The sequence below is a fragment of the Massilia aquatica genome, assembly GCF_011682045.1.
In the GTDB taxonomy this organism is placed as follows: Bacteria; Pseudomonadota; Gammaproteobacteria; order Burkholderiales; family Burkholderiaceae_D; genus Telluria_A; species Telluria_A aquatica.
The window spans coordinates 565,428-581,263 of sequence record NZ_VVIW01000001.1 but is presented as its reverse complement, the minus strand read 5'-3'; the positions used below and the strand labels follow the sequence as shown (position 1 = coordinate 581,263).

At 65.1% G+C, this 15,836-nt stretch carries 11 protein-coding genes; 8 read left to right on the top strand and 3 right to left on the bottom strand.

Annotation, left to right across the window (positions count from 1 at the left end; all coding sequences use genetic code 11):
- Nucleotides 1-68: 68 nt before the first annotated feature.
- Entirely contained in the window at nt 69-1,133 is a 1,065-nt protein-coding gene (locus tag F1609_RS02615; protein ID WP_167074338.1) for a M29 family metallopeptidase, read from the top strand.
- Nucleotide 1,134: 1 nt separating this feature from the next.
- Here the strand turns inward: F1609_RS02615 and F1609_RS02610 are convergent, their stop codons facing one another.
- Nucleotides 1,135-2,064, bottom strand: coding sequence for a LysR family transcriptional regulator (locus tag F1609_RS02610; protein WP_267876762.1), 930 nt, complete (start codon nt 2,062-2,064; stop codon nt 1,135-1,137).
- A gap of 109 nt (nt 2,065-2,173) precedes the next feature.
- Between F1609_RS02610 and F1609_RS02605 the strand changes: the two genes are divergently transcribed.
- The gene (locus F1609_RS02605) at nt 2,174-3,013 is read left to right on the top strand and encodes a phytanoyl-CoA dioxygenase family protein (protein ID WP_167074336.1); all 840 of its coding nucleotides are present in this window, start codon (nt 2,174-2,176) and stop codon (nt 3,011-3,013) included.
- Nucleotides 3,014-3,026: 13 nt separating this feature from the next.
- Nucleotides 3,027-3,845, top strand: a complete 819-nt coding sequence (locus F1609_RS02600; RefSeq protein WP_167074334.1) for a sugar phosphate isomerase/epimerase family protein — start codon at nt 3,027-3,029, stop codon at nt 3,843-3,845.
- Between the two features lie 14 nt (nt 3,846-3,859).
- On the opposite strand, the gene F1609_RS02595 is transcribed toward F1609_RS02600, so the two are convergent.
- Together F1609_RS02595 and F1609_RS02590 are read right to left on the bottom strand one after the other, a co-directional pair.
- Nucleotides 3,860-6,172 (bottom strand): sensor histidine kinase, encoded by a 2,313-nt coding sequence (locus tag F1609_RS02595; protein WP_167074332.1) that lies wholly within the window; start codon nt 6,170-6,172, stop codon nt 3,860-3,862.
- A 296-nt stretch (nt 6,173-6,468) separates the two neighbouring features.
- Complete coding sequence (locus F1609_RS02590; protein WP_167074330.1) at nt 6,469-7,554, bottom strand: HD-GYP domain-containing protein; 1,086 nt, start codon at nt 7,552-7,554, stop codon at nt 6,469-6,471.
- Nucleotides 7,555-7,723: 169 nt separating this feature from the next.
- Here F1609_RS02590 and F1609_RS02585 point away from each other — a divergent pair, with 169 nt between their 5' ends.
- From F1609_RS02585 to F1609_RS02565, 5 genes are all read left to right on the top strand, one after another.
- Nucleotides 7,724-10,084 carry a M1 family metallopeptidase gene (locus tag F1609_RS02585; protein WP_370661588.1) on the top strand — a complete coding sequence of 787 codons (2,361 nt, stop codon included), beginning with the start codon at nt 7,724-7,726 and terminating at the stop codon, nt 10,082-10,084.
- A gap of 66 nt (nt 10,085-10,150) precedes the next feature.
- Nucleotides 10,151-12,523, top strand: a complete 2,373-nt coding sequence (locus F1609_RS02580) for a M1 family metallopeptidase (protein WP_167074327.1) — start codon at nt 10,151-10,153, stop codon at nt 12,521-12,523.
- Entirely contained in the window at nt 12,520-13,005 is a 486-nt protein-coding gene (locus F1609_RS02575) for a DUF6702 family protein (protein WP_167074325.1), read from the top strand. Before F1609_RS02580 ends, F1609_RS02575 begins: the two co-directional genes overlap by 4 nt.
- Before the next feature lie 2 nt (nt 13,006-13,007).
- Complete coding sequence (locus tag F1609_RS02570) at nt 13,008-15,038, top strand: TonB-dependent receptor (RefSeq protein WP_167074323.1); 2,031 nt, start codon at nt 13,008-13,010, stop codon at nt 15,036-15,038.
- A gap of 46 nt (nt 15,039-15,084) precedes the next feature.
- Nucleotides 15,085-15,822, top strand: coding sequence for a 2OG-Fe dioxygenase family protein (locus F1609_RS02565; RefSeq protein ID WP_167074322.1), 738 nt, complete (start codon nt 15,085-15,087; stop codon nt 15,820-15,822).
- The last annotated feature ends 14 nt before the right edge of the window (nt 15,823-15,836 follow it).

Here is a 15,836-nt window from a genome sequence, read left to right as displayed (position 1 = left end):
AGGAAGTGTGGCTCCCAAGCAAAACCGGGCACGTATAATGGACGCTACTCAATACCTTGCACCGCACCATGACCTCCCCTGACCTGACCACCGCCCCCTGGGGCGCCATTCCCGCGCACGCCGTCGATGCCGCCAGCGCCCACCTGCGCGAGGTGCTCGCCACCGTGGTCGAACACGGCCCGGCGCAGCGCGCGCTGGTGGTCTACGATTGCCGCTCCGACCTGGCGCGCGCGCTCACCGAAGGCTACCGCCGCAACCTGCCCGGCGCCGTGTTCATCGACTTCGACACGGTGGCCGCCGACGACGTGCTGGCCGCCTTCAAGGGCATGGCCGCGCACGACCTGGTGGTGCTGATCCAGTCGACCAACTTCCGCCTGGAAGCCTTCCGCATCCGGGTCGAGCTGTTCAAACTGGGGCTCAAAGTGATCGAGCACGTGCACCTGTCGCGCATGCCGGGCGCGCAGGGCGAGCATTACATCGCATCGCTGGCCTACGACAGCGCCTATTACCGCGGGGTGGGCAAGGCGCTCAAGCGCCGTATCGATGCCGCCTCGATGGGCGTGGTCCACAGCGGCGACGAAACGCTGGTGTTTGCCTCGCCGTTTGAGGCGGCCAAACTCAATGTGGGCGACTACAGCGGCATGAACAACGTCGGCGGCCAGTTCCCGATCGGCGAAGTGTTCACCGAAGCGCAGGACCTGGAAGCGGTCAACGGGCGCGTGCGGATTCACGTCTTTGGCGACACCTCGTATATGGTGAACCGCCCCGCGACCCCGATTACCTTGATCGTCGAACGGGGGCGCGTGGTCGGCACGGAAAACGCCACCCCGGAATTCGACCAAGTGCTGGAGATCATCCGGCGCGACGAAGGCGAAGTCTGGCTGCGCGAACTGGGCTTCGGCATGAACCGCGCGTTTACGCGCGAGCGCCGCGTCAACGACATCGGCACCTATGAGCGCATGTGTGGCATCCACCTGTCGCTGGGGGCCAAGCACGGCGTGTACCAGAAGCCCGGCTTCAAGCGCAAGGATGCGCGCTACCACGTCGACATCTTCGCCGTGACGGAAGCGGTGTACCTGGACGATGAACTGGTCTACCAGGATGGCGCCTGGCTGGTCGGCGCCGAGGCCTAAGCTACAGCAGGATGCCGGCCTGCGCCAGCGCCAGGTCCCACGGCGCCACGCGGTACTCCTCCACCAGGAAATCGACCAGCGCCCTGACCTTGGGCGAGAGCTGGCGGCTGGCCGGGTACAGGGCCGAGAGGTCGTTGAGCGGCAGCTCCCAGTCCGGCAGCACCGGCACCAGCGCCCCGTCGATCAGCTTTTGCCAGGCCAGGAACGTGGTGTTGTAGACGATGCCCAGCCCGCGCTCGGCCGCCTGCTGCAGCACCAGTCCACTATTGGCGGTAAACCCGGCGTTGACCCGCACCGTGCGCCGCTCGGCGCCGCGCGTGAAGCGCCAGCTGGTGCCGTCGGTCAGGTGGGAAAAGTGCAGGCACTGGTGATCGAGCAGTTCTTCGGGCGTGTGCGGCGCGCCCCATCTGGCCAGGTAAGCGGGACTGGCGCACAGCACGCCCCGGCACGGCGCCAGGCGGCGCATGGCCAGGCCGCTGCTGTCCGGGATGCCGCCCACACGGATGGTCAGGTCGAAGCCATGGCGGATCGGGTCGAGCAGCGCATCGTCGACGAACAGCGACGGCGTGAGCAGCGGGTGGCGCAGGCTGAAACGCGCCACCGCGTCGGCCAGCCACGCGACCCCAAAACCGGACGGCGCCTGGATCCGCAGCGCCCCCGCCAGCTCGGCGCCGGCCGGGCTGATGGCGCGCGCCGCCTCGCGCGCCTGCTCCACCGTCGCCAGGCACGGGGCCAGGTAGGCCTGGCCGGCGTCGGTCAGGCTCACTTCACGGGTCGAGCGGTGCAGCAGGCGCGCATCGAGCATCGCTTCCAACTGCATGATCTGTTTGCTGACCATGGCGCGCGTGACGCCCAGGCGGCGCCCGGCGGCCGCAAAGCTGCGCAGGCGCGCCACCTCGACAAACATCTCCATTGCGCGCAGTTGATCCATGCGGCCGATTGTCAACCGGACGGCGACAATCTGTCAACCGATCCGGCAATTGCCGCGCTGCCGGGCCAACCCTACAATGGCAGCTTCCATCATGGCAGGAGCCACACCCATGCTCAGTACCGAACAACGCGACCAGTTCCAGCGCGACGGCTACCTCGTCGTCCCCGGTTTCAAGACGATGGACCAGATCGCCCGCCTGCGCCAGCGCGCTGGCGAGATTGTCAACGAATTCGATCCATCCCAGGGCCGCTCGATTTTCACCACGCGCGACCAAACCACCGCCACCGACGAGTACTTCCTGCGCTCGGATAACACCATCCGCTGCTTTTTTGAAGAAGAAGCGTTCGGCCCGGACGGCCAGCTGCGCCAGGAAAAGGCTCTCTCCATCAACAAGATCGGCCACGCGCTGCACGATCTCGATCCGGTGTTCGAGGCCTTTTCGCGCGACGCCAAACTGGCCGCGGTGGCGCGCGACCTCGGCCTGGTGGACCCGAAGGTGTGGCAATCGATGTACATCTTCAAGCAGCCGGGCATCGGCGGCGAAGTGCGCTGGCACCAGGACGCGACCTTTTTCGAGACCACGCCGGTCAGCGTGACCACCTTCTGGTTCGCGCTGGAAGACGCCACCATCGACAACGGCTGCCTGTGGGTCGAACCGGGCGGCCACCGCGGCCCGATGCGCGAGCGCTTCGTGCGCAACGGCGACGACATCAAGATGGAAACGCTCGACAGCATGCCCTGGCCGGACGACAGCAGCGCCGTGCCGCTGGAAGCGAAAGCCGGCAGCCTGGTTTGCTTTCATGGCCTGCTGCCGCACTACAGCGCGCCGAACCGCTCGCCGGTGTCGCGCCACGCGTACACGCTGCATGCGACCGACGGCACCACCACCTACTCGCCGCACAACTGGATCCAGCGCGACGCCAGCTTTCCGGTGCGCGGCTTCGAGTAATCAAGAGCAATCCATGGACATCCGCATCTTCGCCCCCCACTGGGGCAGCAACGAGCTCGCGCCCGACGTATTCATCGCGCGCGTCAAGGAAGCCGGTTTCGACGGCATAGAAATGTCGCTGCCGCTCGATGGTGCCGAGCGCGACGACTGGAGCGCGCGCATCGCCGAGGCCGGCCTGCTGCTCATCGCGCAGCAGTGGGAAACCGTGTTCCACCCGCAGTTCGAGGCGCACCGCGAGGCCCTGGCGGCTTACCTCGCCAACGCCTGCGCCGCGCGCCCGCTGTTCGTCAACACGCACACCGGCAAGGACTTCTACACGCATGAACAGAACCTGGAACTGATCGCGCTGACGGCGGCCATCGCGCGCGAGCACGGCGTGCCGATCGTGCACGAGATCCACCGCAGCCGCTTCTCGGGCCACCCGATGCTGCTGCTGCCGTACCTGCGCCAGCTGCCCGGCCTGGAACTGACGGCCGACCTGTCGCACTGGTGCTGCGCCTGCGAATCGCTGCTGGAAGACCAGCCGGCAACGCTGGATGCGACCCTGCCGCACGTGCGCCACATCCACGCGCGCGTCGGCCATGCGCAAGGACCGCAGGTGAGCGACTTCCGCGCACCGCAGTTCGGCGCCGAACTGGCGCGTCATCTTGGGTGGTGGGACCGCATCGTGGCGCTGCGCCGCGCCGCCGGCGCCGCGCTCGTGACGATCACCCCCGAATTCGGACCGGTGCCGTATACCCAGACCATGCCGTTCAGCGGCGAGCCGCTCTCGAACGCGTGGGACCAGAACGTGGCGATGCTGCGCCTGCTCAGGGAACGCTACGCCGCCTGACACCGGCTGGTTACTTACATCAGCAGCATATTCACCTCGGCCGCCTCGCTCTCGCGGTTGGGCGCCTTGCGCGGAATGCGCACCGTGACGCTGGTGCCATGCTCGGGCGAGGATTCGATCTCGATGCTCCCACCGAGCATGCCGGTAATGATGTTATAGACGATGTTCATCCCCAGTCCCGAGCCACCCTGTCCCATCTTGGTCGTAAAAAACGGATCGAACACCTGGTGCAGGATCTTGGGCGGCATGCCCACCCCATCGTCGCTGAAAATGAGCAGCAGCTTGTCGTCCTCGACCTCGCGCGCGGTGATCGTAATGAGTGCATTCGCGCGTCCCTCGAAGGCGTGCAGCAGCGCGTTGTTGATCAGGTTCGACAGCACCTGCCCCACGCTGCCCGGATAGGAATCGAGCAGCAGGCTGGCCGGGCCGTCGAAGCGCGTTTCGCAATTGGCGCGGCGCAGCTGCGCCGCGTAGGTGGCCAGGGTGTCGCGCACCAGGTCGCACAGATCGAAGCGGCGGCGCTGGTCGCAGGTCTGGTCGACCGCCACCTGCTTGAACGAGGTAATCAGGTCGCCCGCGCGGCGCAGCGAGCTGGCCATGATGTCGCATGCCAGGCGCGTATCGGCCATGTGCGCCTCCAGCGCCGAACGCTTGATGCCGCCGCCGGCGTACTTGCGCTCGAAGTCGGCCACCATGTCGGCCAGCGCGGTGGCGGTCAACAGGCTGTTGCCGATCGGGGTATTGAGTTCGTGCGCGATGCCCGCCACGAGCGACCCGAGCGAGGCCATTTTTTCGGACGTGATCAAGTTGGTCTGGGCTTGCTTGAGCGTGGCCAGCACCGTCGACAGGTCGCGGTGCGCGCTTTCGACGTTGGCCTTCTGCTGTTCGAGTTCGGCCAGGCTGTGCTCCAGGCCATCCTTGGCGTCGACCAGCGCCGCCTCGGTGTGTTTGCGGTCGCTGATATTCTGGATCACCCACACGCCGCCCTTCGACAGGTCGGATGCGTCGAGCGCCTTGCCGTTGATCAGGCACCAGATCGTGCTGCCGTCCTTGCGCAGCAGTTTCAGCTCGCCCTGCCAGCGCCGGGTGTGCGGATCGACCGCAAACGGATCGGGCGCGCCGGCCGCCGCCGCGCGCGAGAGCACCTGCGTCTGGCAGCCAGCCAGCTCGCCCGGCGCGTAGCCCATCATCTCCTCCATGCCGCGGTTGCAGCGCATGATCACGCCGTGCGAGAACAGCGCGATGCCGACGTTGGCGCTGTCCTGGAAGGCGCGCTGTTCGTCGAGCGTCACGCGCACCTGTTGTGCCAGGGTGCGGCTGCGGCGCGAGGCGATCATCAGGGCCGCGATCAGGGTGCTGATCACCAGGCCGCCGGCGGCGATGAACAATACCGGCCGCACATCGCGGCTGTAGCGGCTTCCGGGCAGCGCCTCGAAGCGCATCACCCACTGGCGCTGCGCCACGTTCAGGCGCGCCTCGGTGCGCACGCCGTGCAGCGGCAGGATATCGGTGCGGGTGGTATCGAACATCACGTTCGCGCTGTCGAAGGGCGCGGCCGCCCCATCGGCCACATTGCCGGCATCGTGGATGCGAAACGCCATCTGGTTCAACAGCTGCGGCTCGATCACCTCGTGCATCAGGTTGTTCACGCGGAACACGATCGCCACCAGGCCCACCAGCGCGGCGCGCCGTTCGGCCACGGTGGTCAGCGGCATGTTCTGGCGATAGACCGGCGCGCGCGCCACGAAGCCGGGCTGGCCGCTGTCATCCTGCACCAGCGTGATGCGTTCGGTGGCGACGATCTCGCCGCTGTCGCGGCCCGATTCGACCGCCTGCAAGTGCGGCGGCAGCGCGGCCAGATCGAGGCCGAAGGCGATCTCGTTGCCCTTGAGCGGCTCGGTGTATTCGACGATGAAGTGCTCGGCGCGCGTCACCGGCGGATGGACGACGAAGGCCGGATAGCCGCCGGGGACCAGGCTCGTATCGCGCCGCACGGCGTCGGTGAAGCGGGCCAGGCCGGCGGCCGGCACGTAGCGCACGAACTGGATCGCCTGGAAGCCGGGGTAGCGCGTAGTGAGATTGAGTTCGCGCACGAAGCGGGCGAACTGCGCGCGGTCGACCTGGTCGTCGACGGCGAAGGCGCCCTTGATACTGAGCAGCATGTCGAAATAGGTTTGCAGGCGCACGTTGGTATCGGTGGCCACCTTGTCGGCGTCGCGCTGGAAGGCGGCCGCGATGCGCGCCTGCTGCGCATCGAGCACGGCAACGCAGGTCCACATGGTCAGACAAATACCGACTGCAAAGGCCAGGTATCCTTGAGTCCGCATCGGTTCGCTCCACGTTGTACCGAAGGCCCGGCGCGCCCGGGTATGCGAATTGACTATAGCATATTGGTATGCGGAAATCTCACAAATGGCGCGCCCCAACAACACTTCAAACCTGTCCCGACTTCCTACAGCGTTCCCTCTCAACCACCTACAACCGGGGTCAGAGCCTTAAATCGAAACATTGCGCGACATGACGGAGTTGCAAAACCGGGGTCTGTCCCCGGTTTTGCAAGGGTTTAGCCGCACGGAGGATGTGGAGTTGGAAAAAAATTGCAAATTAAAGCTCTGACCCCGGTTCAGGGCGCAGGGAACTCGGTGGCGATGGCTTTGAAGCGTTCTTCGATGGCGAGCATGGCGTCCACGATGTCGGGATCGAAATGTTCGCCGCGGCCCTGGCGGATCAGCTCGACCGCCGTTTCGTGCGTAAACGCCGGCCGGTAGAGGCGCGCGGTGGTCAAGGCGTCGTACACGTCGGCCACCGCCATCAGCCGCGCCGACAGCGGAATCGCCTCGCCCGCCAGCCCTTGCGGATAGCCCGATCCATCCCACTTTTCCTGGTGCGAGTAGGCGATTTCGCGCGCGTAGCGCAAGAAGCCGTTGCTGCCGCCGAGCGTGCGTTCGACGCCGGCGATGGCATCGCGCCCGTACACGGTGTGCAGTTTCATCAGCGCGAATTCGCTGTCGCTCAATTTGCCCGGCTTGAGCAGCACCGCATCGGGCACGCCCACCTTGCCGATGTCGTGCAGCGGCGCCGCCTTGCGCAGCAGCGCGATGGCGTCGTTGGTCAGTTCGGCCGTGTAGGCCGACACAAAACGCAGCTCGCGCGCCAGCGCCGTCACGTAGCGCTGCGTGCGTAGCAGATGCTGGCCGACGCCGGGGTCGCGCGACTCGGCCAGCACCGCCATCGCCAGCACGGTCGCATCCTGCATCAAGCCGGCGTCGCGCACGCGCTCGGCCACCAGGTGCTCGAAGTGGCGATGCTGGTCGCGCAGCATGGCGTCGGCCGCGCACAACCTGAGCTGCGTGGCCACGCGCGCCAGCAACGCCGCCGCCGACAACGGCAGCCGCACCACATCGGCCACGCCGTCGCGCCACGCGCGTTCTTCCAGCTGCGCGCCATCGTCTGCGATGAGCATGATCACCGGCGTCTCGCTGCTCAACACCTGGCACTTCAAGCCGTGAAACACGCGCAGGCTGTCGGCATCGGCCAGCGCGCCACCCAACACGATCAGGTCCGGCAGCGGCGCCTGCTGCGCGATGCGCAGCGCGTCCTCGCCACTCCTCGCCAGGCGCACGTGGTAGCGCTCCTGCAGCAGCTCTTCGATCTGTACAAGGTTGTCGGATACGCCATCCACGATCAGGATGCTTGCCTTGAAATTCATGTCCATTCCGCCCCGCCTCCCCGCGTCCGCATCACCGCAATAACCGGCCCCGGCAATCATAGCCTGCGCCCGCGTGTATGTTTCAGCTTTTTTACAATTCCCTGAAACAATTGACTAATCGGTACGTTTAGAATACTTCCTCTTTTTCACGAGAAAAGTCAGGGAAAACATGATCCGTATGCCGGTCTTAGTTGCATTGTTCTTGGTGGCGGGCGTTGCCTCGGCCGCCGAACCGTTCGACGATAAATTCCGCCAGCTCGAGGAGGTGCTGCCGACGCCGAATACGATCCGCAATGCGGCCGGCGCTCCCGGCCACGCCTACTGGCAGCAGCGCGCCGACTACACGATCCGCGCGCGCCTCGATGAAAACAAGCGCACCATCAGCGCGACCGAGACGGTCACCTATCACAACAACTCGCCGGACACCCTGGCCTACCTGTGGGTGCAGCTGGACCAGAACATCTTCAAACCCGATTCGGACGCGCGCATGTCGGCCACGGTGGCCTCGCGCGAGGCCTGGGCCAAGGCGCGCAGCGATGAAGACGGCATGCGCTTCGAGGGCATGCGCTCGATCCTGGAAAACCCCGGCTTCGAAGGCGGCTTTGCCATCGGCGCGGTCAAGGGCGCGGACGGTAAACCACTGCGCCATACGATCAACAAGACCATGATGCGGATCGACCTGCCGCAGCCGCTGAAGCCGGGCGCGCGCCTGTCGTTCAACATCGACTTCAGCTTCAACATCAACGACGCCAAGGTCCAGGGCGGGCGCACCGGGTACGAAAAATTCGACGACAAGAACGACCTGTTCGAAATCGCCCACTGGTTCCCGCGCATGGCGGCGTACTACGACGTGTATGGATGGCAGCACAAGCAGTTCCTCGGCGCCGGCGAGTTCACGCTCGAATTCGGCGACTACGACGTGCAGCTGACCGTCCCGGCCGACCATATCGTGGCCAGCACGGGCGAGCTGCAAAACCCGGGCGAGGTATTGACGGCGACCCAGCGCGAGCGCCTGCAAAAGGCCCGCACCAGCAGCAAACCGGTGATCATCGTCACCCAGCAGGAAGCCGAGGCGGCCGAAAAATCGCGCGCCAGCGGCACCCGCACCTGGCACTACAAGGCAAAAAACGTGCGCGATTTCGCCTTTGCCAGCAGCCGCAAGTTCATCTGGGATGCGCAGGGCTACAAGAAGGGCGGCACCGACACGATGGCCATGTCGTACTACCCGAAAGAGGGCAATCCGCTGTGGGAAAAGTACTCGACCCAGGCTATCGTGCACACCATCGAACAGTACAACAAGTATGCGCTGGACTATCCGTACCCGGCGGCGATCTCGGTCAATGGCCCGATCGGCGGCATGGAATACCCGATGATTTCGTTTAACGGCCCGCGTCCGGTCAAGGACAAGAAGACCGGTGAACTGACTTATTCCAAGCGCACCAAGTATGGCCTGATCGGCGTGATCATCCACGAGGTAGGCCACAACTACTTCCCGATGATCGTCAATTCCGACGAGCGCCAGTGGACCTGGATGGACGAGGGCCTGAACACCTTCATCCAGGGCCTGGCGCAGAACGCGTGGGAAGAGAACTATCCGCAGTCGCGCGGCGAAGCGCGCACCATCGTCGACTACATGCGTTCGCGCGACCAGGTGCCGATCATGACCAATTCCGAATCGCTGCTGCAGTTCGGGAACAACGCCTATGCCAAGCCGGCGGCGGCCCTGAACGTGCTGCGCGAAACGGTGCTGGGGCGCGAGCTGTTCGACTTCGCCTTTCGCGAATATGCGCAGCGCTGGAAGTTCAAGCGCCCGACGCCATCGGACTTTTTCCGTACCATGGAAGACGCCTCCGGCACGGACCTCGACTGGTTCTGGCGCGGCTGGTTCTACACCACCGACGCGGTCGACGTAAGCGTCGACGGCATCAGCGAATATGGCGTGAGCACCAAGAATCCCGAGATCGAAAAAGCCTGGAAGAAGTCGCAGAAGGATGCCGAGCCGGTATCGGTGACCACCCAGCGCGACAAGGGCACGCCGCGCCGCGTGGACGCGCATCCGGAACTGAAGGATTTCTACAACGAGCATGACGACTTCACGGTCACCAACAAGGACCGCAACAAGTACCAGGAAGCGGTCGAAGGACTGGAAGACTGGGAAAAAGCGCTGCTCGCGAAAGGCAAGCACCTGTACCTGGTCGACTTTTCCAACATCGGCGGGCTGGTGACGCCGCTGGTGCTCGAGATCGAGCTTAAATCCGGCAAAAAATACATCGAGCGCGTTCCGGCCGAAGTGTGGCGCTACTCGGCGAAGAAGATCACGAAGCTGATCGTCACCGATGAACCGATGGTCGGCCTGACCCACGATCCGTACTGGGAAACGGCCGATATCGACAACAGCAACAACGCCTGGCCGCGCAAGATCACGCCCTCGCGCCTGGAGCTGTTCAAGACCGACCGCACCAAGGACGACATGATGAAAGACTTCAATACGCCCTTGAAGACCAAAGAAGACCCGAGCAAGACCAAGTAGACCAAGCAGCAAAGGCGGGCACGCTGGCGTGCCCGCTTTTTTTCGTACGACACCACCCTGCCCCCAATGATCATCAAACACCTTTCCCTGGCCCTGGCGGCCTGCCTGGCGAGCTGCCTGACCTCCGCCGCCACTGCGGCGCCAGCCTTCGACGACAAGTTCCGCCAGCTCGAGGAACTGCTGCCCACGCCCGGCATCACCCGCACCGCCTCGGGCGCGCCCGGCCACGCCTACTGGCAGCAGCGCGCCGACTACAAGCTGCGCGCCACGCTCGATGAGACCAAACGCCGCATCGACGGCAGCGGCACGGTCACGTATCACAATAACTCGCCGGATACGCTGTCGTACCTGTGGGTGCAGCTGGACCAGAACATGTTCCGCGCCGATTCGGACAACCGCGCCATCTCCACCGTGCCCTCGCGCGAGGCGTGGGCCAAGGGGACCGAGGCGGACGGCATGCGCTTCGAGGCGATGCGCTTCATCGCCCTTAGCCGCACCTTCGACGGCGGCTTCAACATCACCGCGCTCACGGACGCCGGCGGCCAGCCGCTCAGGTACACCATCAACAAGACCATGATGCGGATCGACCTGCCGCAGCCGATGAAACCCGGTTCGCGCTTCTCGTTCCAGATGACGTGGAACTTCAACATCCCGGAAATGAATGTGCTGGGCCGCCGCTCCGGTTACGAAAAATTCGAGGAAGACAAGAACGACCTGTTCGAAGTCGCCCAGTGGTACCCGCGCATGGCGGCCTATTACGACGCGGCCGGCTGGCAGAACAAGCAGTACCTGGGCGATGGCGAATTCACCCTGGAATTCGGCGACTACGACATCGAACTGACCGTCCCGGCCGACCATATCGTGGCCAGCACGGGCGAGCTGCAAAACCCCGGCGCGGTGCTCACGGCGACCCAGCGCGAACGCCTGCAACAGGCCCGCACCAGCAGCAAACCGGTGATCATCGTCACGCAGAAGGAAGCCGAGGCGGCCGAAAAATCGCGCTCGAGCGCCAGCAAGACCTGGCACTACAAGGCGAAGAACGTGCGCGATTTCGCCTTTGCCAGCAGCCGCAAGTTCATCTGGGATGCGCAGGGCTACAAGAAGGGCGATACCGACGTGATGGCGATGTCGTACTACCCGAAGGAAGGCAATCCGCTGTGGGAGCGCTATTCGACCCAGGCCATCGTCCACACCATCGAGCAGTACAACAAGTACGCCTTCGACTATCCGTATCCGATCGCGATCTCGGTCAACGGCCCGGTGGGCGGCATGGAATACCCGATGATTTCGTTTAACGGCCCGCGTCCGGGCAAGGACAAGAAGACCGGTGAACTGACCTACTCGCGCCGCACCAAGTATGGCCTGATCGGCGTGATCATCCACGAGGTAGGCCACAACTACTTCCCGATGATCGTCAATTCCGACGAGCGCCAGTGGACCTGGATGGACGAGGGCCTCAACAGCTTCCTGGAGTACCTGTCCGAGCGCGCCTGGGAAGAAGACTTCCCCGACACGCGCGGCGACCCGCGCGCCATCGTCGACTACATGCGCAGCAAGAACCAGGTGCCGGTGATGACCAATTCGGAGTCGGTTCTCCAGCGCGGCAACAATGCCTACGCCAAGCCGGCCACTGCGCTGATCGTGCTGCGCGAAACGGTGCTGGGGCGCGAGCTGTTCGACTTCGCCTTCCGCGAGTACGCGCAGCGCTGGAAGTTCAAGCGCCCGACGCCAGCCGATTTTTTCCGCACCATGGAAGACGCTTCCGGCACGGACCTCGACTGGTTCTGGCGCGGCTGGTTCTACACCACCGACGCGGTCGACGTGAGCGTGGACGGCATCACCGAATACGGCGTGAGCACCAAGAATCCGGACATCGAAAAAGCCTGGAAAAAGGCGCGCAAGGATGCCGAGCCGGTGTCGGTGACCGCCCAGCGCGACAAGGGCACGCCGCGCCGCGTGGACGCGCATCCGGAACTGAAGGATTTCTACAACGAGCATGACGACTTCACGGTCACCAACAAGGACCGCAACAAGTACCAGGAATCCCTGGAAGGGCTGGAAGACTGGGAAAAGGCCCTGCTCGCGAAAGGCAAGCACCTGTACCTGGTCGACTTTTCCAACATCGGCGGACTGGTGACGCCACTGGTGCTCGAGATCGAACTCAAATCCGGCAAAAAATACATCGAGCGCATTCCGGCCGAAGTGTGGCGCTATTCGCCGAAGAAGATCACGAAGCTGATCGTCACCGACGAACCGATGGTTGGCCTGACCCAGGACCCGTATTGGGAAACGGCCGATACCGACGTGGCCAACAACGCCTGGCCGCGCAAGATCACGCCCTCGCGCCTGGAGCTGTTCAAGACCGACCGCACCAAGGATGACCTGATGAAGGACTTCAGGACACCGTTGAAATCGAACGACGGCAAGGCCGCGCAATGAAGCGCCGCCTCGCGCTCGGCGCGCTGCTGGCCTGCGCCTGCCTGGGCGCGCAGGCGCACCGCTTTCACGCGGGGATCACCGATATCTCGTTCAACCAGAACACCGGCAGTATCGAAGTCGTGCACACCTACATGGCGCACGATATCGAAGCGCTGCTGGCCAACCTGTACCAGCGCCAGCCCGACCTGTCCGACCCGCACGATGAAGCGGTGCTGCGCAAGTACATCGACAGGCAGTTCTACCTGCAGGGCCCCGGCCAGGCGCGCCTGCCGCTGCGCTGGGTCGGCGTGACCACCAGCGTCGAGAGCGTGGTGATTTATCAGGAAGTGGAGAAGACCCCGCTGGCGGCCGTCGCGCGCGTGCATGACGAGGTCTTGTCCGACTTCTTGCCCGACCAGGTCAATACCGTCAACATCAACCGCGGCGGCGCCATCGGCACGCTCACCTTCGACCGCACCAAAAAAGAACAAGCACTCCCGTGACCATGCAAACCGTTTTACGCCTTACCCCGATCGCCCTGTCGCTCATGGTGTGCCACAGCGCCGCGCGCGCCGACGACCTGGTTTTACAGCGCGTGCTGATCGACGGCTCGCGCGCCAGCCAGCTCGGCATCGCGGACGCGGCCAACGCCGGCAGCCTGAGTCAGAAGCAGCTGGAAATGCGCACCGTGTACCGCCCCGGCGAACTGCTCGAAGCGATCCCCGGCCTGATCGCCACCCAGCACAGCGGCGAGGGCAAGGCCAACCAGTTCTTCCTGCGCGGCTTCAACCTCGATCACGGCACCGATCTGCGCACCACCGTCGACGACATGCCGGTCAACCAGCGCAGCCACGCGCATGGCCAGGGCTGGACCGACCTCAATTTCCTGATTCCCGAACTGGCCGCGCGCATGGATTACCGCAAAGGCCCGTACTCGGCGCGCGATGGCGACTTTGCCTCGGCCGGGGCTGCGGCCGTCACCTACGCCAACCGGCTGGCGCAAACGACCACCAGCGCCAGCATCGGCCAGAACGGCTTTGCGCGCGCGCTGCTGGCTGGTTCGCCCGAGGCGGGCGGCGGCAACCTGCTGTACGCGCTGGAGGTGATGCACAACGATGGCCCCTTCACCCGGCCCGACGACTACCGCAAGGTCAACGCGGTGCTGCGCTACAGTCAGGGCTACGCCAACAACGGTTTCACGGTGAGCGCCATGGCCTACCGCGCCAGCTGGAATGCGAGCGACCAGATTCCCCAGCGTGCCGTCGATGACGGTTCGCTCGGCCGCTTCGACGCCATCGACGACAGCGACGGCGGCCAGGCGCGCCGCTACAGCCTGTCCGGCGTGTGGCGCCGCACGGGCGCGGACCAGGCGTCCAAGGTCAACGCCTACGTGATCCGCAACCAGCTCGACCTGTATTCCAACTTCACCTATTTTCTCAACGATCCGGTCAACGGCGACCAGTTCAGCCAGCCGGACCGGCGCGTGACCAGCGGCGTCGACGCCACCCACACCTGGCATGGGCACGGCACCGGCGTCAATTCGGACGTGACGGTCGGCCTGCAACTCCAGAACGACAATATCTTCAACGGTTTGTACAACACGCGCCGGCGCGAGCGCCTTTCCACCACGCGCGAAGACCACGTCGTCGAATCGAGCTTGGGCCTGTTCGCCGAACACCAGGTGCGCTGGAGCGACAAACTGCGCAGCAGGGCCGGCCTGCGCGCCGACAGCTACCGCTTCGATGTGCAGGGCGGCGCCAGCGGCGGCGGCGGCCCGGCGCGCGCGCGCGACCATCAGCTCAGTCCCTCGCTGAACCTGATCTTCGGCCCCTGGGCGCAGACCGAGTGGTATCTCAACGCCGGCAACGGCTTTCACAGTAACGATGCGCGCGGCACGGTGGAGCGCACCACGCCGGCCCCGGGCCTGGCGCGCACGCGCGGCCTGGAAGTGGGCGTGCGCAGCGAGCTAGTGCCCAGGCTGCAAAGCGCGCTCTCGCTGTACCGGCTCGACATGGCCTCGGAACTGGTCTACGTGGGCGACGCCGGCAACACCGAAGCCGGCCCGGGGAGCCGCCGCACCGGGATCGAGCTGTCGAACTACTACAAGCCGTTCAAATGGCTCTCGCTCGATCTGGACCTGGCTTTCGCCAAGGCCCGCGCACGCGGCGCGGGCGTGGTTGCGGGCGCGGACCGCATCGCCGGCGCGGTCGAAGGCGTGGGCCAGTTCGCGCTCACGCTCGACCAGGGTCCCTGGTCGGGCGCGCTGCGCCTGCGCTACGTGGGCGCGCGTCCGCTCGTCGAAGACAACAGCGTGCGCGCTGCGGGCAGCACCACCATGAATGGCCGCATCGGCTACCGCCTGGCCAATGGACTGCTGCTGGAGATCGAAGGCTTCAACCTGACCAACCGGCGCGATTCGGCGATCGCTTATTACTATGAGTCGCGCCTGGCTGGCGAGGCGAGCGCGCGCGAGGATGTGCACTTCCACCCGATCGAATCGCGCTCGCTGCGGCTGACGCTTGTGAAAAAATGGTAAGTGCCTGCACCTGACGGCCGGCGCCGAAAAATGCTACGCTATCGGGATGACAACACACGCACCGCCCTTTAACGATATCGCCCAACTCACCGATGCGCTGCGCACCAGCGGCTACGCCCTGCTGCGCCCTGCGGACGTGGCCGCGCTGGCCGGCTGCAGCCTCGCCGAACTCGATGACCTGATCCCAAGCTGGGACCATCTGGCGCCAGACAACTACCTCAAGGACGGCGGCAGTTACCGGCGCCGGCGCCACTCCTGCTTCATCCAGGATGGCGCCACCTTGACCCAGACCGCGCACCGCGCGCACTGGCAGCCGATCGAATACAACGCCCTGCACGGCGGCATGCACCGCCTGTTCGAACCGGTCGAACCAGGCACGGTGGCGCTGCCGGCATGGGGCAAGCTGCTGCGCGCCCTGGGCGACGCCTGTTCGCGCGTGCGCCCGGCGCAGCCCTGGTACGTGGAAGCGCACCAGTTTCGCATCGATACGCTCGAAGGCATCGGCCGTCCCACCCCGGAAGGCGCGCACCGCGACGGCGTCGACTTCGTGGCCGTGCTGCTGGTCGGGCGCAGCCATATCAAAGGCGGCGAGACGCGCATTTTCGACGCCGCCGGCCCGGATGGCAAGCGCTTCACCATGCTCGAACCATGGACCCTGATCCTGCTCGACGACGCCACCGTCATCCACGAATCGACCCCGATCCAGCCGGCTGGCGAGAACGGCCACCGCGATACCCTGGTGCTGACCTGGCGCACGGGAGGCTTCCAGGGCGACACGGAGTAAAAAACAGTGACATT

Excerpts from the sequence above, each read along its gene's own strand:
- F1609_RS02615 (WP_167074338.1), top strand. The coding sequence starts at position 69 with ATGACCTCCCCTGACCTGACCACCGCCCCCTGGGGCGCCATTCCCGCG.
- F1609_RS02610 (WP_267876762.1), bottom strand. The coding sequence starts at position 2,064 with ATGGATCAACTGCGCGCAATGGAGATGTTTGTCGAGGTGGCGCGCCTG.
- F1609_RS02605 (WP_167074336.1), top strand. The coding sequence starts at position 2,174 with ATGCTCAGTACCGAACAACGCGACCAGTTCCAGCGCGACGGCTACCTC.
- F1609_RS02600 (WP_167074334.1), top strand. The coding sequence starts at position 3,027 with ATGGACATCCGCATCTTCGCCCCCCACTGGGGCAGCAACGAGCTCGCG.
- F1609_RS02595 (WP_167074332.1), bottom strand. The coding sequence starts at position 6,172 with ATGCGGACTCAAGGATACCTGGCCTTTGCAGTCGGTATTTGTCTGACC.
- F1609_RS02590 (WP_167074330.1), bottom strand. The coding sequence starts at position 7,554 with ATGAATTTCAAGGCAAGCATCCTGATCGTGGATGGCGTATCCGACAAC.
- F1609_RS02585 (WP_370661588.1), top strand. The coding sequence starts at position 7,724 with ATGATCCGTATGCCGGTCTTAGTTGCATTGTTCTTGGTGGCGGGCGTT.
- F1609_RS02580 (WP_167074327.1), top strand. The coding sequence starts at position 10,151 with ATGATCATCAAACACCTTTCCCTGGCCCTGGCGGCCTGCCTGGCGAGC.
- F1609_RS02575 (WP_167074325.1), top strand. The coding sequence starts at position 12,520 with ATGAAGCGCCGCCTCGCGCTCGGCGCGCTGCTGGCCTGCGCCTGCCTG.
- F1609_RS02570 (WP_167074323.1), top strand. The coding sequence starts at position 13,008 with ATGCAAACCGTTTTACGCCTTACCCCGATCGCCCTGTCGCTCATGGTG.
- F1609_RS02565 (WP_167074322.1), top strand. The coding sequence starts at position 15,085 with ATGACAACACACGCACCGCCCTTTAACGATATCGCCCAACTCACCGAT.